Genomic DNA, 25,207 nt, shown 5'->3' with positions numbered 1-25,207 from the left:
CTTCACCTTGAATCTGGTTGTTATTGTGCTCCCCATCAGGGAGGAGGCAGTTTTATATGTCAGACCAGTTATAAAATCCAGATTCTCGATCAATTATTCGGTTAATTATTTCGCATTTGGTTGCAATATCTGGTTTTTTGTTCCGTTATGGCGCCGTGCATGGATACAAACGTTTCCGGCATGACATTGCAGGTGGATGGACAACCTCGGCAAGATGGCGACATGCTCTGGTTCAAGGATAGTCATGATTGGCGGGTAAAAAAAACGGCAGCCGAAGCTGCCGTTGCGGGGTGTATTGGCATTTAGAGCTTGGCGACCACTTCTTTGAGGTAGGCGCGGAACTCGGTTCCAATGGCCTTATGTCGAATACCGTATTCAATATTCGCCATCATGTAGCCGAGCTTGCTACCGCAGTCGTGGCTCTTGCCCTTCATCGCGTAGGCATTGACCGCCTCTTTTTCCATCAGCATGGCGATGGCGTCGGTCAGCTGGATCTCGTCACCTGCGCCGAGGGGCGTTTTTTCCAGCAGTGGCCAGATGCTGGCTGACAGCACATAGCGTCCGACGACCGCCAGATTGGAGGGGGCCTCGTCAACCTTGGGTTTTTCAACGATCTGGGTCATCGGCAGCGATTCCCCGGCGTGCAGGGTTTCACCATTGATGTTGGCGATACCATAGTCACTGACGCGCTCGCGCGGTACCGGTTCGACCATGATCTGGCTGGTGGCAGTTTCGTTAAACAGCCGCACCATGTCTGCCAAATTGTCAGTGGTCGGATTGCTGGCAACATCATCGATCAGCACATCCGGCAGCAAGACGGCAAACGGGTTGTCGCCGACCAGCGGACGGGCACACAGTATGGCATGGCCCAGGCCTTTGGCCTCACCCTGACGCACGTGCATGATGGTGACATCCTTCGGGCAGATATTCTGGACTTCAGCCAGCAGCTGGCGCTTGACGCGCTTCTCCAGCGTGGCTTCGAGTTCGAAGCTCTTGTCGAAGTGGTTCTCGATGGAGTTTTTACTAGAGTGGGTGACGAGGATAATTTCCTTGATGCCGGCGGCGATGGCTTCGCGCACGACATACTGGATCAGTGGTTTGTCGACCACCGGCAACATCTCTTTCGGGATGGCCTTGGTGGCAGGTAACATACGGGTACCGAGGCCGGCGACCGGCAATACAGCTTTGCGAACAGCATTCTGTTTTTTCATTGTTCTTCCTTGCTCTGCAGAGGTAGCTCCGCGGCCATCATAGCCGAGCTTGGCGTCGGGTCCAATTGTATTCCTGCACTGTCATCAAAAAGCCACAGACTGAGTCGTCGTCAGCCTGTGGCGCGTATTACTGACGGTCAGTTCAATGACAGTTCAGTCTGGTGTTCGGTGACGAAACGGTCACTGATGCCATTGACTTCGGCCAACTGCTCGAGCGATGTAAAACCGCCGTGTTCAGTTCGCCAGGTGATGATGGCCTCCGCCTTTTTTTTGCCGATGCCCTTGAGCGTCATGAACTGCTCGGCGGTGGCGGTATTGATATTGACCTTGTTGCCACTGACCTCACTGATGGCAGTGGCTGGTGACGTTGCTGGCGCTACGACCGGGTCATCCGCGGCGAGCACCATATTGCCGAAAAACGGCTGGCTGGCCAGCAGCAGGGCAAAGGCGATCTGTTTGAGTTTCATCAGGTTCTCCTGTGTTGGGGTAATGGCAAGTGCCAGAATCAGCATGCAGGAGGTGTGGCCATGCCATGACTGCCGGATCCGCTAGTGGAGGAGGTCATCGCCTGCCGGCACAGGCAGTCTCGTTTTGCTGCTCGCGATACACACGGCAATAAGTCATTGATTTTTGCTATAAGACCTTCAGTGCCGTTGCAGATAGAATGGTGTCATACCAAGGAGTTTGAACATGCAACTGACAGACAAACTGATTATGTCCGCCATTCGGGTGGCTGAAGAGGCGGGGCGGGCGATTCTCGGCGTTTACGATGGCCCGATCAATGTAACAGTCAAGGAAGATGCCTCACCGTTGACCCAGGCCGATCAAGCGGCCCATGGCATCATCTGTGATGCCTTGTCGCAACTGACTCCGCAGTGGCCTGTGGTGTCTGAGGAGTCCGATGACGCGGCCAAGGCGTTGCGACTGACGGCAGATTGTTACTGGCTGGTCGATCCGCTCGATGGCACCAAAGAGTTTATCCGCCGCAATGGTGAGTTCACGGTCAATCTGGCGCTGATTCATCATAGCCGGCCGGTGCTCGGCATAGTGCATGTGCCGGTGCAACGACTGACGTACTGGGGGGGCCTCGGTTTGGGCAGCTGGCGGCGCAGTGATCAGGGGCAACAGGCGATCAAGGTCAGTCCGCCGCTGCCGGGTCAGGTGCTGAAAGTGGTGGGCAGTCGCTCGCACCTCACCGCCGAGACGCAAGTCTATCTGGCGGGGTTGGGTGAGTACGAGCTGGTTTCGGTCGGCAGTTCGCTGAAGTTCTGCCTGCTTGCCGAGGGGCGTGCACACCTCTATCCGCGCTTGGGACCGACCTGCGAATGGGATACTGCCGCTGCGCAGGCCGTAGTGGAGGGGGCTGGCGGCCATGTCGAGACTCTGGAGGGTGAACCATTGCGCTATGGCAAAAGCGAGATCCTCAATCCGTGGTTTGTTGCGCGCACTTGAGTTCGTTCGCTACGCAACCTGGGGCCAACGGCCCCAGGTTGGCAGACGTGCGTTAGTTCAGCCCGCTCTGGGCGCTCACCTGCTGTGCCAGCTGTTGTAGATAGCGGGCCGAGTGGTGCAGTTGCGCCAGCTCCTGTGCGGTGAGCGGATAGCTGAGAATGCGCGCAATCCCGCGGCCATCCACCAGTGCCGGTACGCTAAGCACGCAATCCTCCAGGCCATATTCGCCTTGTAACAGCACGCCAACCGGCAGAATGGAGCCCTCGTTGAACAAGATGGCCTGTACGATGCGATACAGGCTGGCGGCGATGCCATGATTGGTGTTCTGCTTGCGCTGGAATATCTCGAAGCCGGCCTGTTTAACTGCTTCCAGCAGTTCCACCTGATCGAAGCGCGCCGCGCCGACCATGTCGCACCAGGCATCCATGCTCAATCCGCCGATGTTGGTCAGGCTCCACGGGATGAAGCTGGTTTTGCCATGCTCGCCCAGTACATAGCCGAACACGTTTTTCGGATCCAGATTTAGCCGGTCGGCGACAATTTTCATGAAGCGTGCCGAGTCCAGCACACAGCCGGAGCTGATCACGCGCTCGGCCGGGTAGCTGGTGTTGCGGATGACGAAGCGGGTGACCAGATCTACCGGATTGGTGGCAAACAGCAGAATCGCCTCCGGGGCGACCTGTTCCAGTTCGCGGGCAATCTCGACCGTGATGCGCGCATTGATCAGCGCCAGTTCGTCGCGGGTCTGACCAGGCTTGAGCTGTGCCCCGGCGGTGATGATGACCAGACGGCTGCCGGCGCAATCGGCATAAGTGCCATGTGTAAGACGCACATTACGGCTGAAGGTCAGCGAGGTGGTATGGCCAAAATCGAGGATTTCGCCTTCGGCTTTCTGGGCATTCAGATCGACCAGCACCAGACTATCGCAGGCACCGTTAAGTAATAGGTACTGACACACCGACACGCCGACGGCACCGGCACCGATCACCGAAACTTTCATGACTGACTCCTGTTAGGCACTCAAATGAGTGCAATCCTGATCCTTAGCAAAAGCTTTGCCACATTTATATCTGCAAAAGCGCCGCTTATATAGCAATAAATTCACTTTACATGGTCTGTGTTAGTGCAAATGGATCGTCGCAGTGCAATGGATGGCGAGAATGATCTGTCAATGATGACAGGGGTGGGGAAATAACGTGCATTCTGGTTGGTGGATATTTAATCACTGAACAATGACGGGCGGAGAAGAATAAAACTCGAGTGCGATGCTTTATGTCATGTGCTTGATTTTATTTGGTTATTTTATTTTTTCTGAATGAATTAATTGCATCGGCGGTAACGATGGCAGCCTCAGCGATATATTACCGAGGTCGGCAGGGCATAATAACCGCAGCGGCTGAGGCACGGGTACGGCGTCGCCGCACCCGTAGCGGTTCAGAAGAAGGCCTGTTCCGGTTTGACGGTGATCTTCAACGGCTTGACGCTGACCTTGGCATAGACACCGGCGGCGACATAGGGGTCGGCGTTGGCCCAGCTTTCTGCTTCGGCCAGCGAGGCGAAGCGGGCGATGATGGTGCTGCCGGTGAAACCAGCCTGCCCCGGATCGTCACTGTCGATGGCCGGATGGGGCCCCGCGAGCAGGACCCGGCCCTCGGCGTTCAGGGCTTGCAGACGGGCCAGATGGGCAGGGCGCGCCTGTTGGCGCAGCGGCAGGCTGTCGGCGACATCCTCGGCAAAAATCAGATACCACATGGTGATGCACTCCTTGGCGTGAGAAACAACACAGGCGACCCGGGGTCGCCTGTGGCTAAGTGATATGGGCTACTCGGAGCCTTTCTCTTCGGCGGGCAGATGGCGATACAGGTAGACCACCGTCAGCACGGTAAACAACAGCGTCATGCCAAGCAAGCCGAAGACCTTGAAGTTGACCCACAACTCCTGACTCATGGTAAAGGCGATCCAGGTGTTGAGTGCGGCACACAGCGCGAAGAACAGCGACCAGGCCAGGTTGATCCGATTCCAGATGGCATCCGGCAGCTTCATCTCCTTGCCCAACAGCTGCTTGATCAGCGGCTTCTTGAACACCCGCTGGCTGACCAGCAGCGCGCCGGAGAACAGCAGGTTGATGACGGTGACCTTCCACTTGATGAAGGCGTCATTGTGGAAGAACAGCGTGAAGCCGCCGAACACCAGCACCATGCCGAGGGTAATCAGGTGCATCTTCTCCAGCTTGCGCAGCGTGAACCAGGTGATGGCGATCTGCAGCACGGTCACCACCATCAGGGCACCGGTGGCCGCATAGATGTCGTAGAACTTGTAGACCGCAAAAAACACCAGCAGCGGGATAAAGTCGAAAAACTGTTTCATGCCTGTACCTCATCAAAATCGAGGCCCCAGTCTAGCGACTGTGTGCGGCGAAAAAAAGCAAAAAGCCCGCGTCATCATCGGCGGGCTTGGGTCTATAGGCCGCTTGCGTGTTAGCGGGTCATTACGCCTGGCGTGTTGCCGCCTTCATCTGCCGCACAAATTGCTCCAGCTGCGTCAGCATCTGGGCCGGGGCGGCCAGGTTCTTCTCGATGATCTTGACCACCGCCGAGCCGGAGATGGCGCCGGCGGCACCGGCGGCAATCGCCTCCTTGACCTGAGCCGGCTCGCTGATGCCAAAACCCAGCAGCGCGGGGGCGGCATTGAACGCTTTGAGCGTCTCGATGAGGTGGCCCACCGGCTTACCGGCCCGGGTTTCGGTGCCGGTCACCCCGGCGCGGCTGAGCAGATAGGTGTATCCCGAACCCAGCTCCGCCACTTTTTGCAGCGTGGCTTCGTCGCCATTGGGCGGCGCGATAAAGATCGAGGCGATACCGGCCTTATCGGCGGCCGTTTTGTAGGGGGCGGACATCTCGACCGGCACGTCGGCGACCAGCACCGAATCGACGCCGGCAGCGACGGCGCGCTGATAGAAGCCATCGATGCCCTTGGCATAGACCAGGTTGGCATACAGCAGCAGACCAATCGGCAGCGTCGGGTATTTGGCACGCACCTGCTCGAGGATCTGGAAACAGGTATCGGGGGTGGTACCGGCATTCAGCGCGCGCGTGGTGGCATCCTGAATGGTCGGGCCATCGGCCACCGGATCGGAGAAGGGAATGCCCAGCTCCAGGGCATCGGCACCACCGGCTACCAGGGCATCGATGATCTGCAATGACAGCTCGGGTGTCGGGTCGCCCAGCGTCACGAACGGCACAAAGGCGCCCTCTTTTTTCGCGGCCAGGTCGGCAAACAGGTCAGCGTAACGGCTCATTAGAAGGCTCCTTGCTTGTGCAGAATATCGGCGACGGTGAAGATGTCCTTATCGCCACGGCCGGAGAGGTTGACGATGAGCACCTGCTCCAGCTCCGGATTTTCACGGGCCATTTTCAGGCCATGGGCCAGGGCATGGGAGGATTCCAGGGCCGGAATGATCCCTTCATGCCGTGCCAGCTCCTGGAAGGCGTCCAGCGCCTCCTGATCGGTGATGGAGACATATTCGGCGCGCCCGGTGGCCGCCAGGTGGGCGTGTTGCGGGCCGACGGAGGGGAAGTCGAGCCCCGCCGAGATGGAGTAGGACTCCTCAATCTGGCCGTGTTTGTCCTGCATCAGGTAGGAGTGCATGCCGAAGAAGACCCCCTTGGTACCATGGCCCAGCGGCGCGCCATGTTCACCACTTTCGATGCCATGACCACCCGGCTCGACGCCGATCAGGCGCACGCCGGCTTCGTCGATGAAGTCGGCAAACATACCGATGGCATTGGAGCCGCCGCCGACACAGGCGATGACGGCATCGGGCAGGCGGTGTTCGACCTGTTGCAGCTGCACCTTGGCCTCCTCACCGATCATGCGCTGGAACTCGCGCACTATGGTCGGGAAGGGGTGGGGGCCGGCGGCGGTACCCAGCATGTAGTGGGTATCTTCGTAGTTGGCGGTCCAGTCGCGCAGCGCCTCGTTACAGGCATCCTTGAGGGTGGAGGAGCCAGCGGTGACGGCGACCACTTCGGCCCCCATCAGGCGCATGCGGAACACGTTCGGCTTCTGGCGCTCCATATCCACGGCGCCCATGTAGACGCGGCATGGCAGATCGAGCAGGGCACAGGCCAGGGCGGTAGCCACGCCGTGTTGACCGGCACCGGTCTCGGCGATGATACGGGTCTTGCCCATGCGCTTGGCCAGCAAGGCTTGGCCCAGCACCTGGTTGGTCTTGTGGGCGCCACCGTGCAGCAGGTCTTCACGCTTGAGGTAGAGCCGGGTCTTGGTGCCCTTGGTCAGGTTGCGACACAGGGTCAGCGGCGTCGGCCGGCCGGCATATTCGGTCAGCAGGGCGCGGAACTCCTCATGAAAGCTCGGATCGGCCTGGGCATCGAGAAAGGCCTGTTCCAGCTGCAACAGCGCAGGGACCAGGATTTGCGGCACATACATGCCGCCAAATTCACCAAAAAACGGATTTAACTGAGACATTCTGTAAGTTCCTCTTGGGGTGCCATCAACGGGCACGCAGGGCGGCAAAGGCGCGTTGCAACAGGGCGGCGTCCTTGATGCCGGGGGCGCTTTCGACGCCCGAATTCAAATCCACACCGATGCAGCCAACCCGGCCCGCTTCGGTCGCGTTGTCCGGTCCTATGCCACCGGCCAGCATGATGTGCTGTTTGTCGATTCCGGCCAGCAGGGACCAGTCGAAGCGCTGGCCGGTGCCACCGCTGTGCTGGCCGACTTGCGTGTCGAGCAGCAGGCGATCGACCTGCGGCTGATAACGGGCCATGGCCTCGCTCGGCAAGGTGCCGCTTACCGGCAGCGCCTTCCAGATCTGGCAGTTGGCAGGCAGGGCGGCACGCAGTGCGGCGATGTCCTCCAGGCTTTCGTCACCGTGCAGCTGCACGGCAGCCAGTCCCAACGCCTTGACCGCGTGCACTATGGTCTCCGGCGGCGTGTTACGGAATACACCGACATAGCGCAGCGGCGCGCCAGCCATCACACAACGGGCTTGCTCATGGTTGACGCAGCGCGGGCTGCCGGCCACGAAGATCAGGCCGCCGAATACGGCGCCCGCCTGGTAGGCGGCGGCGGCATCTTCCGGGCGGGTCAGGCCACACACCTTGTTCTGCCCCAGGATCAGCTGGCGACAGGCCAGTTCGATATCCGGCTGCGACATCAGCGACGAGCCGACAAGGAAGCCGTCGGCATAGTGGCCCAGCTCCTTGACCTGGTCGTGGCTGTAGATGCCGGACTCGCAGATGACGATACGATCCGCGGGTAGACGTGGCGCCAGATCGCGGGTGCGCTGCAGGTCGATGGTCAGATCGCGCAGGTTGCGGTTGTTGATGCCGACCACCGGCGCCCCCAGGGCGATGGCGCGATCCAGCTCCTCGTCATTGCTGACTTCGGTCAGTACGCCCATGTTCAGCTCGGCGGCGACGGCGGCCAGCTGAGTCCAGGCCTCATCGGTCAGTACGGATAGCATCAACAGCACCGCATCAGCCTGATAGTGACGTGCCAGGTAGATCTGATAGGGATCGATGACGAAGTCCTTGCACAATACCGGCACCGATACTTGGTCCCGCACGCGCGGCAGGTAGTCGAAGTTGCCTTGAAAGTACTTCTCGTCGGTCAGCACGGAAATCGCGGCGGCATGCTGGCCATAAATGCGGGCAATGGCCGCGGGATCGAAATCGGCACGGATCAGGCCTTTCGACGGCGATGCCTTCTTGCACTCGAGAATGAAGACGGCACTGTCACGGCGCAGCGCGGCCACGAAATCGCGATCGCTCGGTTGCAGGCCGGCACGGAAACTCTCCAGCGGCTGCTGCGTGCGGCGCTCGGCAATCCATAGCTGCTTGTCGGCGACAATCTTGCCGAGGACAGTCTCGTTGATGGAAGCATGGTTCAACATGGTGACGCTTACTCCTCGCTATGACTGAGCTGAGCCAGACGACTGACGCGCTCAAGGACCTTGCCGCTTTGCAGCGTGGCCAGTACCTGTTCTGCCCCTTCTGCCAGCGAACCAACACGGTTGGCCATCAGCAACAGCGGTGCCAGGTTCAGGGCGATGGCGGCATTCTGCGCATCGCTACCCTGGCCCAGCAGGATGTTCTCGCTGATGCGGCGATTCTCATCCGGTTCTCCGCCGCGAATGGCATCCAACGGATAGCGGTGCAAACCAAAATCTTCCGGCGAGAGCGTGTATTCGCGGATCTGACCGTCTTTGATTTCGGCCACCAGCGTGCTGCCATGCACGGCGATCTCATCCAGGCCGGCACCGTGTACCACCATGCCGCGCGGCAGACCCAGCTGCTGCAGGGTTTCGGCGATCGGTCGTACCAGCTCGGCGCTATAGACCCCCATCAACTGGTAGCTTGGGCGGGCCGGGTTAATCAAGGGACCCAGCACGTTGAAGAGGGTGCGCGTCTTCAGCGCATTGCGGACCGGCATCGCGTGGCGGATCCCGCTGTGATACTGAGGGGCGAACAGGAAGCAAACATTCTCTTCATCCAGGCAGCGGCGGGCGATGGCCGGGCTCATGTCGAGACGGACGCCCAGCTTGTCGAGCAGATCCGATGAGCCGGTTTTGGAGGAGACACTGCGATTACCGTGCTTGGCCACCTTGATGCCGCACTCGGCACCGACCAGCGCCGACAGCGTGGAGACATTGATGGTGTGCAGGCCATCGCCACCGGTGCCGACGATATCGCAAAACGCGTAGTCGGGACGGGGGAAGGGTTTGGCTGCGGCCAACAACGCACTGGCTGCTCCGGCAATTTCGGCTGGCGACTCGCCCTTGATCTTCAGTGCCGTCAGCAGCGAGGAGAGGATGATGGGATCCATCTCGCCGCGCAGCAGCACGTCAAACAACTGCTGCAGGGTTTCCCGGCTCAGGCTCTGGCCGCGATAAAGTTGTTCGAGGGCTTCATGCATGGCTGGTCTCCTGGCTAGTGATGAACGCCAGGCTTTGGGTCAGCAGACGGGCGCCTTCGGTGGTCATGATCGACTCTGGATGGAACTGGAAGCCGAGTACGCGATCGGTGCGGTGCAGCACGGCCATCGGCATGTCGCGGTACTGGGCGATCACCTCCAGCTCGGGCGGCACATAGGTGGCGACCAGCGAGTGGTAACGGGCCACCGGCAGCGGGCTGGTGAGGCCGCGGAACATGTCGGCACCGCTGTGCTCGATTTGCGAGGTCTTGCCATGGATGATCTCGCCGGCCGAGCCGACGGTACCACCGTAGTATTCGCATATCGCCTGGTGACCGAGGCAGATACCGAGCATGGGTACCTTGCCGCGGCACAAGCCAATCAGCTCAATCATGCAGCCGGCTTCATGCGGGGCGCCGGGACCGGGGGAGAGTACCAGTACAGGGTCGTCTTCACAGGCGGCTATCTGCGCATAGATCTGCGCGGCCGGCAGGCTGTTGCGGTAAATGCGGACCGAGTGACCCAACGAGCGGAACTGATCCACCAGGTTGTAGGTAAAGGAGTCGAAATTATCGAGCAGGAACAGGGTATTAGCCATGGGTCACCTCGGCGAGCGTCTTGCCATGGGCCAGCGCGATGGCATTGAGTACGGCGGCGGCCTTGTTACGGGTCTCATCGGCTTCGGCTTGCGGGCGCGAGTCGTAGACCACGCCGGCACCAGCCTGCACATGGGCGACACCGTGTTTGACGAACGCGGAGCGGATGACGATGCAGGTATCCATGTCGCCGTTACCGGAGAGGTAGCCGACGGCACCACCGTAGCTGCCGCGGCGTTCACCTTCGACATCGCGGATCAGCTCGGAGGCGCGGATCTTCGGTGCCCCGGTCAGAGTACCCATGTTCATGCAGGCCTGATAGGCGTGCAGCGCATCCAGATCATGGCGCAGCGTGCCGACGACACGCGACACCAGGTGCATGACGTGGCTGTAGCGGTCCACCTTCAGCAGGTCACGCACATAACGGGTGCCCGGCTCACTGATGCGCGCTATGTCATTGCGCGCCAGATCGACCAGCATCAGATGTTCGGCCGTCTCCTTGGCGTCCTGACGCAGCTCCAGCTCCAGGCGGCCATCCAGATCCAGGTTGATGCTGCCATCGGCGTTGATGCCGCGACGGCGCGTGCCGGCGATGGGGTACATTTCAACCTGACGGCTGTGTGCCTCGAATTTGACTGCACTCTCGGGCGAGGCGCCAAACAGCGTGAAGTCGCGGTCGTTCATGTAGAACATGTAGGGGCTGGGATTGGTCTTCTTCAACTGACGGTAAGCCAGCAGCGGCTGCGGGCAGGGCAGCGAGAAGCAGCGGGATGGCACCACCTGAAAGATGTCACCCTTGCGGATGTGGCCCTTGAGGCGTTCGACATCGGCACAGTAAGTCTTGTCATCGCGATTGCTATGAATATGGCCATCCAGCGGCAAGGCGGCCGGTAACGCCGGGGCGACAAAATGGTCGCAGCTGTGTTTGAGCGCGCGCAGGCGATCTTCCAGCCGGCGGAATTCGCTGGCAAAGGTCTCGCCACCGAAGGCGACGGCGCGCAGCTGGGTGCATTGCTGACGGTGATCGATGTGGATCAGCGTTTCGGCGACATAGAAACAGAAGTCCGGGCAGTCATTCAGGCTCTCGGCCACCTGTGGCAGCTGCTCGAAGTTGGCAATCAGATCGTAGGCGAAGATGCCGCCGAGAAAGATCGCCTCCTGGCCCTGTTCGCAATGCAGCTGGGTCAGCAGGGTGCGCAGGGTATCCAGCACGGACAGCGATTTGAGACGGCTGTCTTCGTCCTGCACTGTGTCTATGGTCGGAAAGTCCAGCGTCAACCGGTTTGCATCACGGCGCTGGATGACGGCGTCCGGCAGTCCGCTTTGCAGGCGATCGAGCACCGCCAGACCGTTCGCATTCAGGGCGTCGGCAGTGACGTTCAGGCCGCGGCAGACCAGACGCACACAGGCATCGATCAACAGCAGGCTCTGGGTGCCGGCCTTGGTGTCTATTTCAGCCGACTCCAGTAACAGGCTGTTGTCTCCATCCTGGGTCAGCTGGCTGAACAGGGCCAGCGGGTCGGCCACATAGGCCGCCTCAGACAACAGGGCATGCAAATGATGAGGGTGGAGTTCAGTCATGATGAACTCCGGTATTCAGCTGAGCCTGCTGGCGGCAAAAACAAAAATAACACATGGCGAAATCCTTATTAGGTGAATAAAAACAAGCGGTTGTTAAGCCTGTGTTCACCATCGCCAAGTCTGTTTGTGGTGTTTTGGTTTCATCTCGTCCCTGTTTCCCGGATAATAAAAAAGCCCGCTGTTCCTGGCGGGCTTTTTTTGGGTATTCTGTCTGCTTAACCGTTTTTTGACATAGCAAAAGTCCCACGCCCGCTTTTAGGGAGTGTGCCACCACCAACGAATGTTCAGGGTGTACTGCTGTGTCATTTGAAATGTCCTTCGGTGTCGCTCAAGATGGCGGGCGTTGCCCGCAATGTGGCTACAGTTAAACGAGAAAGCCGGAAGTTTGTCAAGTCTCTTTTATCAGGAAGCCCGATGCGAGTCGATTTGCATAGTCATTCAACAGCCTCTGACGGCCGCTTGTCGCCAACCGAATTGGTGCGTCGCGCAGCTGAACAACAGGTTGATTTGCTGGCGCTGACCGATCACGACACCGTGGCCGGTCTTGCTGAGGCGCACCGCACCATCGCAGAAGAAAATCTCGCCGTGCGGCTTATTGATGGTATAGAGTTATCAACCAGTTGGGACTCTATAGAGATACATGTTGTTGGTCTGCATATTGATGCAAGCCATCCGGCGCTAGCTGCCACCATTTTGCAACAGGCGACGGCGCGTGAAGAGCGTGCGCGTGAGCTGGATCGGCGTCTGGAAAAGCAACGTATCACGGGGGCTTATGCAGGGGCATTGGCCCTGGCAAATGGCGCCACCTTGACACGGGCGCACTTTGCCCGCTTTTTGGTAGAGCATGGCCACTGCAGCTCGCAGCAGAAGGCGTTTGATCAGTATCTGGGGCGCGGAGCCCGTGCCTATGTGCCCCACCACTGGATGACAGTGGCCGAGGCCGTGGCGGTGATCCATGCCGCGGGAGGTCAGGCTGTACTTGCCCATCCCGGTCGCTATAAACTCTCTACCAAGTGGCTAAAACGCCTGCTGAGCTTGTTTGTGGAAGCCGGTGGTGATGCCATTGAGGTCAGTCTGCCGCAGCAAAGCCCTCATGAACGGGCTAATCTGGGGCAGTGGAGCCGGGAGTTTGGTCTCAAGGCGTCGGTGGGTTCGGATTTTCACTACCCGACGCCGTGGCAGGAGCTCGGCAAGAACCTGTGGTTGCCCAAGGATGCCGATCCTGTGTGGCACCTGTTTACCGACTGTTAAGAGTCGATACCATTCCGGGAGGAATTGTTATGAGTCAGTTTTTCGTGGTCCACCCCGAAAACCCGCAAAGCCGCCTGATTAGCCAGGCTGTCGGCCTGATCCGTGATGGCGGCGTCATCATCTATCCAACCGATTCCGGTTACGCGCTGGGTTGTCTGCTGGAAAACAAGGCGGCCATGGAGCGCATCTGCCGCATTCGTCAGCTCGATAGCGATCACAACTTCACTTTGGTCTGCCGCGATCTGTCTGAGCTGTCACTCTATTCCCGGGTCGACAATCAGGCTTTTCGTCTGATCAAAAACAACACCCCGGGTCCTTACACTTTCATTCTCAAGGCGACCAAGGAAGTACCCCGCCGCCTGATGAACGAGAAGAAGAAAACCATCGGGATTCGGGTACCAGATAACCGTATTGCCCTGGCCCTGCTTGAGCAGCTCGGTGAGCCCTTGATGTCAACCACCTTGATCCTGCCAGGGTCCGATGTGGCCGAGTCCGATCCTTACGAGATCCGTGATCGGTTGGAAAAACTGGTCGATTTGATCATTGATGGCGGCTATCTCGGTGAACAACCGACAACTGTCATCGACTTTGCTGACGATATGCCCGTGGTCGTGCGTGAAGGCGCAGGCGATCCGGCGCCATTCCGCTAACCGAATTTCTTTTTTTGCCGCTGCCCCTGGGCGGTGGCTGTGACCAGAGAACAGATGATGAGCGAAAAATTACAGAAGGTACTGGCGCGTGCCGGTATCGGTTCCCGCCGTGAAATGGAAGCGATGATTGAAGCCGGACGCGTCAGCGTCGACGGCAAGGTGGCCACGTTGGGCGACCGGGTTGGCCCGAGTGCCGCGATCCGCATTGACGGCCACCCGATTTCCGCCAAGCCAGCCGATGAGGTGATCTGCCGCGTATTGGCGTATCACAAACCTGAAGGTGAAATGTGTACGCGCAAGGATCCGGAAGGGCGCCCAACGGTGTTTGATCGTCTGCCGCGCATTCAGGATGCGCGTTGGGTCGCTGTCGGTCGCCTTGACGTCAACACGTCGGGATTGCTGTTGTTCACCACCGATGGCGAGTTGGCCAACCGCCTGATGCACCCGCGCCATGAAGTGGATCGCGAATATGCGGTACGCGTGTTTGGTGAGGTGGATGATGCGATGCTGCGCCGCCTGCGCACCGGTGTGCAGCTGGAAGATGGTCCGGCCAAGTTTGATCAGGTGGTGCGTGCTGGCGGCGAGGGGTTGAACCACTGGTTTAATGTCACCTTGAAAGAGGGGCGTAACCGCGAAGTGCGCCGATTGTGGGAAACGCAGGAAGTCCAAGTCAGCCGCCTGATCCGGGTGCGTTATGGCGATATCAAACTGGAGAAATCCATTCCACGTGGTGGCTGGATGGAACTGCCGCTGGATAAGGTCAACTATCTGCGTGCTCTGGTTGGCTTGCCGCCGGAGAGCCGTAGCAAGGTGCTGGTGGATGATCAGCGTAGCCAGTTCAAGGTCAATGCCCAGATCCGCCGTGCTGTGCGCAAGCACCGCGAACGCCAGCATACGGATAACCGCCAGGCGCATCCGGAGCGAGATGGCAGTACAGTGGCAGCGCCTGGAGCGCGTCCTGTGCTGTCGCGTGGTGAACCGCAGCGTGGACAAGCCGCGCGTGGTGAGCCGGGCAAGGGGCGGCGTGCTGACGGTGCGTCAGGCGAAGGGCGCAAGCCGGCGCGTCCACAACCCAAGCCGCGTAGCCGTGCTGGTAGCAGTGAGGCACCGCGGACACCGCAACGCCGTCCTGGCGGTAACAAGCGCGGTTGAGGCGAGGGCTGATCATGACTCAAAGCAAGGCAGTAGTGGTTTTCAGCGGCGGACAGGACAGTACCACTTGTTTGATCCAGGCGCTGGCGCAGTACGACGAAGTGCATGCCATCACCTTCTTTTATGGCCAACGCCATAGCCAGGAGGTAGAGGTGGCCCGTGCTCTGGCTGCCGAGTTGGGGGTCGCCGCACACAAGGTAATGGATGTCAGCCTGCTCAATGAACTGGCGGTATCGTCACTGACTCGTGAAGCGATCCCGGTCAGTGGCGAACTGCAGCAAAATGGCTTGCCGAACACGTTTGTGCCGGGCCGCAACATCCTGTTTCTGACGTTGGCGGCGATCTATGCCTATCAGGTCGGCGCCCGCAGTGTCATTACCGGTGTCTGCGAGACGGATTTCTCCGGCTACCCCGATTGTCGCGATGAGTTCGTCCGGGCTCTCAACCGTGCCGTCGAACTGGGAATGGAGCGTCAATTGCAGTTTGTTACGCCGTTGATGTGGCTGGACAAGGCTCAGACCTGGGCACTGGCCGATCAGTATGGTCGTCTGGAGCTGGTTCGCAGTCGCACGCTGACCTGTTATAACGGGATTGTCGGGGATGGGTGTGGCGCCTGTCCTGCCTGTCAGTTGCGTCGACGTGGACTGGAGCGCTATCTGGCCGCACCCGAGCAGGTCAGGGCATCCTTGATGCATCGCGCTGCGCGCTGAGCGGTGGCGGCGCAGTACGGCCCTTGACCGCAAACGCCGCCACACATACCCTGTGGCGGTGTTTTTCCCAGATGAGGCCATTATGAACAGTGACAGTAGTCCCTCGTGCTACTTGCCATCCCCCCGCGTACTGATGTCTGACATTCCGTCGACCCGCATTGATGTTCCCTTTTCCACTGTCGCCAGCACTATCTCCTGCATAGCATCGCTATCCTGCGGGAGGCCAGCATGAGTGAATTGGTGTGGTTGATGGATCCCACCGCCTGGCTCGGCTTGCTGACGCTGGTGGTGTTGGAGATAGTCCTCGGTATCGATAACCTGCTGTTCATCGCCATTCTGGCCGAAAAACTACCACCTGAATTACGCGACCGCGCCAGACGGCTCGGGTTGGCATTGGCATTGCTGATGCGCATGGCGTTGCTGGTCAGCATCTCCTGGCTTGTCAGCCTGACCACGCCCTGGTTCACGTTGCTGGGGCATGCTTTCTCGGGACGCGATCTCATCCTGCTGGCGGGGGGCCTGTTTCTGCTGTTCAAGGCGACCCGTGAACTGCATGGCCGTCTTGAGGGCGAGTTGCAGAATGAGGAGCAGAATAAGGTCTATGCCGCTTTCTGGACCGTGGTAGCCCAGATAGTGGTACTGGATGCGGTCTTTTCGCTGGATGCGGTGATCACCGCGGTAGGGATGGCCGAACACTTGTCGGTGATGATGCTGGCGGTGACGATCGCGATTGGCATCATGATGTGGGCGAGCAAACCATTGACGCTGTTTGTCAATCGTCACCCGACACTGGTGATCCTCTGTCTGGGATTCCTGCTGATGATTGGTTTCAGTCTGGTGGCCGAAGGCTTCGGTTTCCATATCCCCAAAGGCTACCTGTATGCCGCCATCGGCTTCTCCATCCTGATCGAACTGTTCAATCAGGTTGCCCGTTCCAATCAGAGCCGTTTGCTGGAGGGCAAGTTGCGCCGTCGCGAGCGAACCGCGGAACTGGTATTGCGCCTGATGGGCGACAGTCGTCAGCCGGACTCGGGCTCCTTCCAGGAGTCGCTGCTGCCATCTGCCGATGCCAGCATGTTCGCCGCAGAAGAGAAGGAGATGGTCTCCCGGGTGCTGCAGTTATCTGGTCTGCCTATCCGCGCCGTGATGACGGTGCGCCGGGATGTTGACATGCTGGACCTGACCGAAGATGAGTCACAGGTGTTGCAGCGTCTTGCCGAAACACCGCATTCGCGACTGGTCACGATTCGTCACGGCAACAAGGACGCACCGCTGGGCATCATCCGGAAACGGGATGTGCTGGCGCGCTTGCTGAATCAGGAGCCGATGCAACTGGATCAACTGATCCAGCAACCCCTGTGCCTGCCAGAAACCATCAGCGTGCTCAATGCGTTGGAGCAGTTCCGCCAGGCTCGGACCCATATGGCGTTTGTGCTGGATGAATTCGGTAACTTCGAAGGGCTGGTATCGATTCGCGACATCATGGAGGAGATTGCCGGCAAACTGCCGGAAATTGGCGAGGAGGAGAGCGATGTGGTCGAGTTGGCCGTCGACAGTTTCCGCGTCAGTGGTGATACCCTGCTACAAGATCTGCAGCGGCGGCTCGAATTTCCGGCACCACCTACAGCGCATTACCATACCCTGGCGGGGTGGTTGATGGACTGGCTGCAGCGGCTGCCGCAAGTCGACGAAGAGTTCGATTATCAAGGCTGGCGGATTACGGTGGTGGCAGTGCGTTCACATCGGATCGAAAGCGTCTGGTTGAGCCGGCAGGAGCGCGCTGCCGGTGACACCTCTGCCGTTGTCGGTGAGGGTAGCGTATAATCGCTGGCATACAGCAGCGCCTGGCCCGGATGATATGTCGGGGCAAAGCGAAGCGTGTTGAACAGCATCAGCGGGTACGAAGAGCCATTTTCGTGCCCGTCTTGCTTTATATCGTGCATTGATTTTAAAGAAGAATGACCGGATTGGTGCTCAACGAACGGCTGGGTGACCCGTCAGGTGGGTACAGATAGACCAAGCGGCGTCGACAGCCGTACAGATGAGGGATGAGGATGAGGGCAAGATGGCAGATGCTGCTGAGTGGCAGTGGGCTGGTGCTCTGGGAGCAGGAACAACAACAACGTGAACAACGCGGCGAGTGGCGTGGTATCAGCCTCTTGCTCGCGGCCATGGCGTTGTTGCTGGGGATCCAGAACCCGCTGTGGTATGGCATGGCCCCGGCATTCGATGCGTCGCTGTTTGCCGCCATGGGAAAAATGTGGGCGCAAGGGGATGTCCTGTACCGCGACATGCTGGATATCAAGGGCCCGATGATATTCCTGTTTGATGCGCTGGGTTATCGATTGGCCGGTTTCCCGGGAATTGCCTTTCTGGAAACACTGCTGCTGGCATTAGGCCTCAATAGCACCTACCGGGCACTGGCACTGATCGGGATCCGCCCGCTGGCTCGGCTGGTGGCATTGCTCGGTGTGTTGAGTCTATGCGGCTACCGGTATTACTACGGCAACATGACAGAGGACTATACCCTGTGTCTGGCGCTGATTGCTCAATACCCCTTTATGCGCTTGCTCGTGGATGGCGAGTTTCGCTGGCGCTGGGCCTGGCTGCCGGCATTGACTCTGGGCCTGATCGCGATGATGCGGTTGAATAATGCGGCCTTTTGGGCTGCATGGTATCCGGTGTTGTTTTTGGGGTGGGTCTGGCAGCGCCGCTGGCGTGATGCCTGGTGGCTGTTTGTTTCCGCCCTGCTGGGGTTGCTGGCTGTGGTCGCGCCTTTATTGCTCTACTTTCAGTGGCAGGGAGTGCTGGAGAGTTTCTGGTTCTACTCTTTCGCCATTTTTATGGGCAAAAGCTACGGCTCTGGATTTTCACCCGCTGTCGGCGCCGTCGGACTGTTTCGCACGGGTCTGATACTGTTATTGCCACTTACCCTTTGGGTATTACATCGCTGGCAATATGACCTGCCAGCTCGGCTGCCACGCATTTGGCTCTCTGTCGCCGGCGTGGTGGTGATGGGGGCGGTAACCGGCACCGTAGCCAACTCGGTCTCCGGTCATATCTTCGATCATTACGATCAGTTGTTTTTGTGCTTCTTGCCTTTGCCGCTGGCCATTCTCAGCGAGGTCATGCGTGCCGGTTGGCGCCATCGCTGCCGACTGAGCTGGCTTGCTGCCTTGACCCTCTGTTGCTGGGCTATCTACTTGTGGATGCCGCATCTGGTGTTTGACTGGACACGGTTCGAGTGGCCGATGCATCAGGTGGTACGTGTCTTGGCTTCATCCCTGGCGATAGGCCTTATGGTGTGTGCCGTGCTGGCTTTCTGGGTGAAGTTTGAGCGCGGGCACCATCAAGCCAGGCGGCTGGGCGTCATGCTGCTGTGGCTGGCGCCAGTGGGGTTGGGAATCTATTCCGGCTGGCAGGGGCTGCACAATGGCCGTCCGTATGGTGAGGCGGGGCGGAAACAGATTGCCCAGATCCGGGCAGAAAGCCAGCCAGAGGATCGGCTCTGGGTTGAAGGCACCATGCCACAGTTTTACGTCTGGACAGATCGTAAGGCCGCCACACCTTATCTGTTTTTTGATAACGTGACACCGCCATACGACACCAAGGCGGAGGTGCTCAAAGCGCTGCAAGCTGCACCGCCGAAGTTTATTGTCGTGCGCAAGAAGCTGCTGGATCGCTATCAACAACAACCCGAGCTGTTCAAGCCATCCCAGCAAGCGTTGTTCGGTTATATCCTCGGCCAGTACGATCAGGTTCAGCCAGGGTTGTTTCGTCGCCGTTAAGCCAACGGGCACAGTGTGCCGCAGTCGGTTGCTGCAGCTCGACTGCGGCAGCCAAAAAAAAGAGTCCGCCAAGGCGGACTCTTCTGTTTTTGCGAGCGGCAGACTCAATCGCGTGCCGGGAAGACACCGAAATGCTCCATGGCATAGGCAACCCGCTCATCAACGCTCATCTTGACGTTGCCGAGCTTTTCGATCTGGCGCAGACGCGGCAACAAACCGGCGGCGTTAGCTATCTGGATGGAAAGACCGGGACGGGCATTAAGCTCCAGCAGCATGGGGCCACGTTTCTTGTCCAACACCATGTCGGTGCCAATGTAACCCAAGCCAGACATCTCGTAGCAGCTGGCTGCCAGATTCAACAGCTTGAGCCAGTGTGGTACCTCCAGCTCGAACAGATCCTTGTTGGTATCCGGATGATAGCGAATGGGCTCGTTGTACTGGACGGCCCGTACGGCGCGCCCGGTACGCAGGCAGATACCGACACCGACAGCGCCCTGGTGCAGGTTAGCCTTGCCGTCAGAGGCCGCAGTGGAAAGCCGCATCATCGACATCACAGGAAAGCCCTTGAAAATGATGACGCGGGTATCCGGCACCCCTTCAAACGAGTAGCCATCGAATACGTTGTCGAAATGGATCAGATCTTCAACCATGACAAAGTCAGGCTTACCGCCCAGCGAGAAGAGTCCGGCGAGGATATTCGAGATGTGGCGTTCCAGATCCGCAGCTGAGCTCGGGCTACCATTGGGTTTGAAATACTGGCCATCTTCCTGACGGACAATGACCAAAATGCCTTTACCACCCGAGCCACGCGCTGGTTTGATGCAGAAGCCTGGCCAATCTTTGACCATTTCGGCGATCTTGCCGACTTCATGCTGCTGGGTGATGGTACCGATCAGTTTCGGTACCGTTACCCCCGCCGCCACGGCGATATGTTTAGTCTTGAGCTTGTTATCTACCAACGGGTAGAGGCTACGCGGGTTGTAACGCCCGATATAGTTCACATTCCGCTGGTTCATGCCCATGATGCCCAGGCTGCCCAGCTTGAAGGGTGAGGTATAGCGTTCCCAGAGCCACATATTACTTCTTCAACTCGTCAGCCAGAGGTTTGAAACGCTTCAGCTCGGAGATCCGGTAGCCTGTGTAGTTACCCATCACCAGGACGGCAGCCATGATGATCAGCTGCAAGCCGAGGAAGTTGAACGTCAGGTGCTGGATCAAACCACTGTTCATTGCCAGATAGGCCAACACGGCAACCAGCAAGGAGCCACCACCCTGTTTGACCACCTGCTTGGGACCCTCTTCTTCCCACAGAATGGACATCCGTTCGATGGTCCAGGAGAGAATGATCATCGGGAAGAAGGTAATGCGCATGCCTTCACTCAATCCGAGTTTGTAGGTCAGCATCGACAACATACAGATGATGCCAATGACCGTGATGATGACCGCGGAAATCCGCGACACCAGCAACAGATTCAGGCGCGATAACCAGGAGCGAATCACCAGCCCGACACCGACGATGGACAGGAAGCCAAGCAGGCCGACGACCAGGTTGGTTTGCAGGAACGCGATGGCGATCAACACCGGCATGAAGGTACCAGAGGTCTTGAGTCCAACGATAACACGCAGGAATACGACGACCAGGACCCCGATTGGAATCAGCAAGATCCCCTTGAACAGCGCCTGTTCTTCTACCGGCAAGGTATCGACCGAGAAGTTCAGCATATTGGTGTGTTCAAACTTGGCGCTCAGGGCCTTGGCAACCGCGACCTGCTTTTGAATGATGGAGTAGGTGACACGGGATTTGCTGCCGCCGGTGACATCCAGCAGCGGCTGAGAGTTGTACTCCCACAGCATCAGACGCTCAGGGCGTCCTTGCAGGCCGGTGTTCGGGTCGAACAGGTCATAGCTGTCACCCTGGAATACCTGGATATAGTCGGTCAGATTTTGGCGGCGGCGACCATCTTCCATCGTCAGTGCACGCACCACGCGAGCCGGGATATCCGCCTGGTTCAGCATGTCGACGACGAGCTGGGCACGGGACTTATGGCCGCGCAGCAGTTCGGCATTCTGGTTCTGGTTGCTGAACTCTTTGAGGATTTCACGCGTCAAGGTATAGGCATCTGCCGAACGCTCCTGAGCCCGTGCCAGCAGCTGGCTCATCGCCGTGGCGAAGGGCTCCTTCTCGATCGCTTTCTCGATGGTCGGCACTGTCGCCGGCGCGGAACGGGCGTACGGGTCAGACATCATATCGACACGGTAGTACAGTTCCTGATGGCCCTTGGCATTGCGGATTGACCATTCGGCTCGAGTGGTGCCGTTCTTGTCAACAAACGACAACCCATAACCAGGGCTCGCGGCGGACTCATCGACCAGAGTAAAGCCAGGCTGCGTCGCCGGAATGGCCAAGGAGGCTAACACCGGCTGATCGTCGGCATCAAATTCGACTTTGGCTTCTACCGACCAAATTTGGCGATATTCGCCAGGCAGCCAAGGCACATCGAAGGCCATATGGCGGTAAATCATCAGCCCCAGTCCGAAGATGAACAGCAGGGCTACAACGATGTAAAACGGGCGACGGGAGACCATGGCTTATTGCGCATCCTTGGCTGGTTCGGTCTGTGCGACAGGTTTCTTGACGCTGCTGGTATCACTCTTGGCGCTGTCAGCTTTGCTATCGCTCTTCTTGGCCTCGGCCTTCTTGGCGTCGGTCTTCTTGGATGAAGCTTTCTTGGTTTGCTCGGCCTTCTTGGCTTCAGCCGCTTTCTTCTCTTCCTCGGCTTTCTTGGCCGCTTCCGCCGCTTGTTTCGCCGCCTTCTTGGATGCGACATTCAACGCAGCGTCCGGCTTGGGCTGCACAAACTCACGAGCGACATCAACGACGGCCACGTCCTTGATGAATTCACGACCCAGCAGCACTGAGAAGTCCATCTCTGAGCGATCCTTGAGGCTGAATTCGGCCTTTTCGGTCATGGAGCCAATTTGCATGGTCAGGCGGACAACCGGGCGACGGTCTGACGATTCGGCAGAGGCTTGCTTGATTCGGACATAACGAACAAATGGTGCTTCAATGTCCAGGCTCTTGCCGCCATCGATCGGCATCTTGAACTTGACCCAACGTTTGCCTTCGCGCTCAAACACTGTGATGTCTGTGGCACTGATGGATGACGTCGCCGCACCGGTATCGACACGGGTCTGGAAGGCGCCATTGGCCTCATCAATATAGACCCACTCGGATTCACCGAGAATCAGTTTACCATCTTGGGTCGTCAGGCCGGGTTCGATGATGGGGCAATTACCCTTATCTTCACTGCTCATGGTGCCTCTCACCACTTGTTGCATCTGCTTGCTCAATTGCTGTTGTAAGCTCTTGAGCTCCTGGATTGACTGACGGGTCTTCTCCTGCTGGGCTTGCAGCAGTTTGAGCTCGTTATCCATCTGATAGCCATTATCAAGCAGCTTCTGCTGGCCCTGAATGACAGTTTGCTGGATTCGGCCTTCGCTGCCGACAAGTTCATTTTTCAATTGTTCGGCGGTGATGTCAGCAAGGGCATTACCGGAGAGCAGAAGCAGGGGAAGCAAGGCACTGCGAGTAAAGGTCATGTTAGTCATGGACGTCGTCTGTTGGGGTTAAAACAAGTTAAGGTCATTGTATCCCAGTCGCATGAGGACGGACTAGCCATCGGCTCGACGGGTAGCGATAATTACGGCTCGTTTCGGCGCCGGATGCCCTTCAATAGTAAGGGTTGAGTCCGTCGGGTCAAGGAATTCAGCAAGGGAATCATTGCGCATCCAGGGTGTTCTTCGCTGTTCTTCCACTGTGGTCACCGATTCATCGACGATGCGAATGTGATCGAAGCCACATTTTTCCAGCCAGATGCTCAGCGCGGCTGCGGATGGAATAAACCAGACATTCCGCATCTGGGCATAACGATCTGGCGGTACCAGCACATCGTTGGCTCCGCCATCGATAATCAGGGTCTCCAGTACCAGCTCACCGCCATCGCGCAACTGATCGCGAAGTTGCAGCAGGTGATCGATGGGCGATGGCCTGTGGTAGAGCACTCCCATAGAAAATACCGTGTCAAAGGCCTCGAGTTTGGGCAATGCCTCAATGCCTAATGGCAGGAAAAAGATATCCTCGGGCCGGCCAGCCAGTTGATGTATGGCGGTAAACTGGCACAGGAACAGCGCGGAGGGATCAATACCCACGACCAGACGGGCCTCTTCGCCCAGCATGCGCCACATGTGGTAGCCACTGCCACAGCCTACATCCAGAACGTGTCGTCCTTTGAGTGGCGAGATATGCGGTATCAGGCGATCCCATTTCCAGTCGGAGCGCCACTCGGTATCGATGTGGATGCCAAACAGGTCATAGGGGCCTTTGCGCCAAGGATGTAACTGTTGCAGCAGGTTTTCGAGTTTACGGCGCTCACCTTCGCTGATCTCGTCGGCACGACCCAGGGTGACGCTCTGCTTGAGCTCGATGCTCTGAGCCTGCAAACCGGCAAACTTGGCCAAGGCCCGTTGCCAGCGTGGAAAATCGCCATGCCGTTGTTCGTTCATCCAGGCGTAGAGTTGCGCCGGCAATACATGCAGCCAGTTTTGTAGTCGGTCTTTGGCAATGCGTTGATAGAAGGGGGCAAAATCGATCATGCAGCAGCCTCATGCGACTTGATCGCAACCAGAGAACCGAAATTGAAGCACTGGAACCATAACTCGGCGTGCTCAAAACCGGCACTGCCCAGTCGTTGCTTGTGCTGGGCGACGCTATCGGCCCGGAGCACATTTTCCAGCAGTGTGCGCTTTTGACTGATCTCGAGCTCGCTGTAGCCATTAGCACGCTTGAAGTCGAGGTGCAGATCGACGATCAGATCGCTGCTTGGCTGGTCATCAAAGCGGAATTTTTCGCTCAGAATCAACAATCCGCCCGGTCTTAACCCCTGATAGATGCGTGTCAGCAGGGCCAGGCGTTGCTCGGGCTCAATGAACTGCAAGGTGAAGTTCAGTACCACGACAGAGGCATTCACGATCTCCGTCTGGCAGATATCGCCCTGGCGTATTTCAACCGGAACCGGTGATTTATAGCCACTGATATGGTTGCGGCAACGTTCCACCATGGCTGGAGAGTTATCGACACCGATGATCTGGCAATCAGAGTAAGGCACGTGGCGGCGCATCATCAAGGTGGCGGCACCGAGAGAGCAGCCGAGGTCATAAAGCACGCTGCCTGGCTGGGCAAAGCGTTCTGTCATCATACCGATGGCTGAGAGGATGTTCGAGTAACCGGGAACAGAACGCTGGATCATGTCCGGGAAGACTTCGGCCACCTGCTCGTCAAAGCAGAAGTCACCCAGTTGGGCGATAGGGGCGGCGAAGAGCTGATCTTTCTTGTGCATGGTTGATGAAGACCCGATGCTGGAAATGCGGGGCGTCAAGGACGAGCGTCGGTGACGCGGAAAGTGGCGGCATCTTACCAGAAATCGGCTGTTTGCACAGAAAATGTGACAGGCATGGCGACTCAAGCGCGCATTTCGTGACACCCGGCCCGGGGGTGTTATCACGACGCCAGATTTATCCTATAATGGCCGCCCTTTGTTTCCGAGTACCATGAATTCAATTCAGTTCGTCTCATGCCAATCTACGAATACGAGTGCCAGCAGTGTGGCCAGCAAATTTCGCGTCTGCAGAAGTTATCTGATGCGCCGTTGGCGGACTGCCCGGTTTGTCAAAGACCGGCGTTGAAGAAACTGCTCTCGTTACCAGGCCTTCGTTTTAAAGGCAGCAGCGGGTGTGAGACCGGCTTTAAACTTGATACTCACCAAAATCTGGCCAAATGTGGCGCCGGCGGCAGCTGCCCAGGCTGTCCAGCCAGCCGATAAA

At 58.3% G+C, this 25,207-nt stretch carries 26 protein-coding genes; 9 read left to right on the top strand and 17 right to left on the bottom strand.

The window, feature by feature from the left end:
* The first annotated feature begins 159 nt into the window (after window positions 1-159).
* Window positions 160-306 carry a hypothetical protein gene (locus tag ACFOSS_RS13895; protein WP_377153519.1) on the top strand — a complete coding sequence of 49 codons (147 nt, stop codon included), beginning with the start codon at window positions 160-162 and terminating at the stop codon, window positions 304-306.
* On the opposite strand, the gene galU is transcribed toward ACFOSS_RS13895, so the two are convergent.
* Window positions 303-1,211, bottom strand: coding sequence for a UTP--glucose-1-phosphate uridylyltransferase GalU (gene galU / locus ACFOSS_RS13890; protein ID WP_377153517.1), 909 nt, complete (start codon window positions 1,209-1,211; stop codon window positions 303-305). The two genes, ACFOSS_RS13895 and galU, sit on opposite strands and share 4 nt — an antisense overlap.
* 137 nt (window positions 1,212-1,348) lie before the next feature.
* Window positions 1,349-1,678 carry a ComEA family DNA-binding protein gene (locus ACFOSS_RS13885; protein ID WP_377153515.1) on the bottom strand — a complete coding sequence of 110 codons (330 nt, stop codon included), beginning with the start codon at window positions 1,676-1,678 and terminating at the stop codon, window positions 1,349-1,351.
* Between the two features lie 223 nt (window positions 1,679-1,901).
* On the opposite strand from ACFOSS_RS13885, the gene cysQ reads away from it, so the two are divergent.
* Entirely contained in the window at window positions 1,902-2,663 is a 762-nt protein-coding gene (gene cysQ / locus ACFOSS_RS13880; RefSeq protein WP_377153513.1) for a 3'(2'),5'-bisphosphate nucleotidase CysQ, read from the top strand.
* Between the two features lie 52 nt (window positions 2,664-2,715).
* Here the strand turns inward: cysQ and ACFOSS_RS13875 are convergent, their stop codons facing one another.
* The 10 genes from ACFOSS_RS13875 to ACFOSS_RS13830 form a co-directional block, all read right to left on the bottom strand.
* On the bottom strand, window positions 2,716-3,663 hold the full coding sequence (locus ACFOSS_RS13875) for an L-lactate dehydrogenase (protein WP_377153511.1): 948 nt from the start codon (window positions 3,661-3,663) through the stop codon (window positions 2,716-2,718).
* Between the two features lie 434 nt (window positions 3,664-4,097).
* Window positions 4,098-4,415, bottom strand: a complete 318-nt coding sequence (locus tag ACFOSS_RS13870; protein ID WP_377153509.1) for a YciI family protein — start codon at window positions 4,413-4,415, stop codon at window positions 4,098-4,100.
* 69 nt (window positions 4,416-4,484) lie between these two features.
* A complete protein-coding gene (locus tag ACFOSS_RS13865; protein ID WP_377153507.1) occupies window positions 4,485-5,030 on the bottom strand; it encodes a septation protein A in 546 nt (181 codons plus the stop codon).
* A gap of 121 nt (window positions 5,031-5,151) precedes the next feature.
* Window positions 5,152-5,961 carry a tryptophan synthase subunit alpha gene (gene trpA, locus ACFOSS_RS13860; RefSeq protein WP_377153505.1) on the bottom strand — a complete coding sequence of 270 codons (810 nt, stop codon included), beginning with the start codon at window positions 5,959-5,961 and terminating at the stop codon, window positions 5,152-5,154.
* Entirely contained in the window at window positions 5,961-7,151 is a 1,191-nt protein-coding gene (trpB, locus tag ACFOSS_RS13855) for a tryptophan synthase subunit beta (protein ID WP_377153503.1), read from the bottom strand. The genes trpA and trpB overlap by 1 nt, the downstream gene beginning before the upstream one ends.
* A 25-nt stretch (window positions 7,152-7,176) precedes the next feature.
* Complete coding sequence (trpCF, locus tag ACFOSS_RS13850; protein WP_377153501.1) at window positions 7,177-8,580, bottom strand: bifunctional indole-3-glycerol-phosphate synthase TrpC/phosphoribosylanthranilate isomerase TrpF; 1,404 nt, start codon at window positions 8,578-8,580, stop codon at window positions 7,177-7,179.
* Between the two features lie 8 nt (window positions 8,581-8,588).
* The gene (trpD, locus tag ACFOSS_RS13845; protein ID WP_377153499.1) at window positions 8,589-9,602 is read right to left on the bottom strand and encodes an anthranilate phosphoribosyltransferase; all 1,014 of its coding nucleotides are present in this window, start codon (window positions 9,600-9,602) and stop codon (window positions 8,589-8,591) included.
* Window positions 9,595-10,197, bottom strand: a complete 603-nt coding sequence (locus ACFOSS_RS13840) for an aminodeoxychorismate/anthranilate synthase component II (protein ID WP_377153497.1) — start codon at window positions 10,195-10,197, stop codon at window positions 9,595-9,597. The genes trpD and ACFOSS_RS13840 overlap by 8 nt, the downstream gene beginning before the upstream one ends.
* Window positions 10,190-11,776, bottom strand: coding sequence for an anthranilate synthase component 1 (locus tag ACFOSS_RS13835; protein WP_377153495.1), 1,587 nt, complete (start codon window positions 11,774-11,776; stop codon window positions 10,190-10,192). Before ACFOSS_RS13835 ends, ACFOSS_RS13840 begins: the two co-directional genes overlap by 8 nt.
* Complete coding sequence (locus ACFOSS_RS13830; protein ID WP_377153493.1) at window positions 11,769-12,053, bottom strand: hypothetical protein; 285 nt, start codon at window positions 12,051-12,053, stop codon at window positions 11,769-11,771. Before ACFOSS_RS13830 ends, ACFOSS_RS13835 begins: the two co-directional genes overlap by 8 nt.
* 137 nt (window positions 12,054-12,190) lie before the next feature.
* On the opposite strand from ACFOSS_RS13830, the gene rnm reads away from it, so the two are divergent.
* The 6 genes from rnm (at window position 12,191) to ACFOSS_RS13800 (ending at window position 19,327) form a co-directional block, all read left to right on the top strand.
* A complete protein-coding gene (gene rnm / locus ACFOSS_RS13825; protein WP_377153492.1) occupies window positions 12,191-13,027 on the top strand; it encodes an RNase RNM in 837 nt (278 codons plus the stop codon).
* A gap of 29 nt (window positions 13,028-13,056) precedes the next feature.
* Window positions 13,057-13,677, top strand: a complete 621-nt coding sequence (locus ACFOSS_RS13820) for an L-threonylcarbamoyladenylate synthase (protein ID WP_377153490.1) — start codon at window positions 13,057-13,059, stop codon at window positions 13,675-13,677.
* Window positions 13,678-13,734: 57 nt separating this feature from the next.
* Window positions 13,735-14,829: a 23S rRNA pseudouridine(2605) synthase RluB gene (gene rluB / locus ACFOSS_RS13815; RefSeq protein WP_377153488.1), complete on the top strand. Its 1,095-nt coding sequence runs from the start codon at window positions 13,735-13,737 to the stop codon at window positions 14,827-14,829.
* Between the two features lie 14 nt (window positions 14,830-14,843).
* Entirely contained in the window at window positions 14,844-15,539 is a 696-nt protein-coding gene (queC, locus tag ACFOSS_RS13810; protein ID WP_377153486.1) for a 7-cyano-7-deazaguanine synthase QueC, read from the top strand.
* Between the two features lie 228 nt (window positions 15,540-15,767).
* Entirely contained in the window at window positions 15,768-17,363 is a 1,596-nt protein-coding gene (locus ACFOSS_RS13805; protein WP_377153484.1) for a TerC family protein, read from the top strand.
* Between the two features lie 230 nt (window positions 17,364-17,593).
* Window positions 17,594-19,327, top strand: coding sequence for a hypothetical protein (locus tag ACFOSS_RS13800; protein WP_377153482.1), 1,734 nt, complete (start codon window positions 17,594-17,596; stop codon window positions 19,325-19,327).
* Between the two features lie 104 nt (window positions 19,328-19,431).
* Here the strand turns inward: ACFOSS_RS13800 and ACFOSS_RS13795 are convergent, their stop codons facing one another.
* The 5 genes from ACFOSS_RS13795 to cmoA all read right to left on the bottom strand — a co-directional run bounded on the left by ACFOSS_RS13795 (window position 19,432) and on the right by cmoA (window position 24,723).
* On the bottom strand, window positions 19,432-20,403 hold the full coding sequence (locus tag ACFOSS_RS13795) for an alpha-L-glutamate ligase-like protein (RefSeq protein ID WP_377153480.1): 972 nt from the start codon (window positions 20,401-20,403) through the stop codon (window positions 19,432-19,434).
* Between the two features lies 1 nt (window position 20,404).
* Window positions 20,405-21,913 (bottom strand): inactive transglutaminase family protein, encoded by a 1,509-nt coding sequence (locus tag ACFOSS_RS13790; protein ID WP_377153478.1) that lies wholly within the window; start codon window positions 21,911-21,913, stop codon window positions 20,405-20,407.
* Window positions 21,914-21,916: 3 nt separating this feature from the next.
* Window positions 21,917-22,936: an ATP-dependent zinc protease family protein gene (locus tag ACFOSS_RS13785; RefSeq protein ID WP_377153476.1), complete on the bottom strand. Its 1,020-nt coding sequence runs from the start codon at window positions 22,934-22,936 to the stop codon at window positions 21,917-21,919.
* Window positions 22,937-22,999: 63 nt separating this feature from the next.
* Complete coding sequence (gene cmoB / locus ACFOSS_RS13780) at window positions 23,000-23,980, bottom strand: tRNA 5-methoxyuridine(34)/uridine 5-oxyacetic acid(34) synthase CmoB (protein ID WP_377153474.1); 981 nt, start codon at window positions 23,978-23,980, stop codon at window positions 23,000-23,002.
* Window positions 23,977-24,723, bottom strand: a complete 747-nt coding sequence (gene cmoA, locus ACFOSS_RS13775) for a carboxy-S-adenosyl-L-methionine synthase CmoA (RefSeq protein WP_377153472.1) — start codon at window positions 24,721-24,723, stop codon at window positions 23,977-23,979. The genes cmoB and cmoA overlap by 4 nt, the downstream gene beginning before the upstream one ends.
* Window positions 24,724-24,957: 234 nt before the next feature.
* Here cmoA and ACFOSS_RS13770 point away from each other — a divergent pair, with 234 nt between their 5' ends.
* Complete coding sequence (locus tag ACFOSS_RS13770; protein WP_377153470.1) at window positions 24,958-25,206, top strand: FmdB family zinc ribbon protein; 249 nt, start codon at window positions 24,958-24,960, stop codon at window positions 25,204-25,206.
* The last annotated feature ends 1 nt before the right edge of the window (window position 25,207 follow it).

The sequence above is a fragment of the Pseudaeromonas sharmana genome, assembly GCF_042649925.1.
Taxonomy (GTDB): Bacteria; Pseudomonadota; Gammaproteobacteria; order Enterobacterales; family Aeromonadaceae; genus Pseudaeromonas; species Pseudaeromonas sharmana.
Note: the sequence above shows the minus strand (reverse complement) of the source record. Positions and strands in the feature narration are given on the sequence as shown.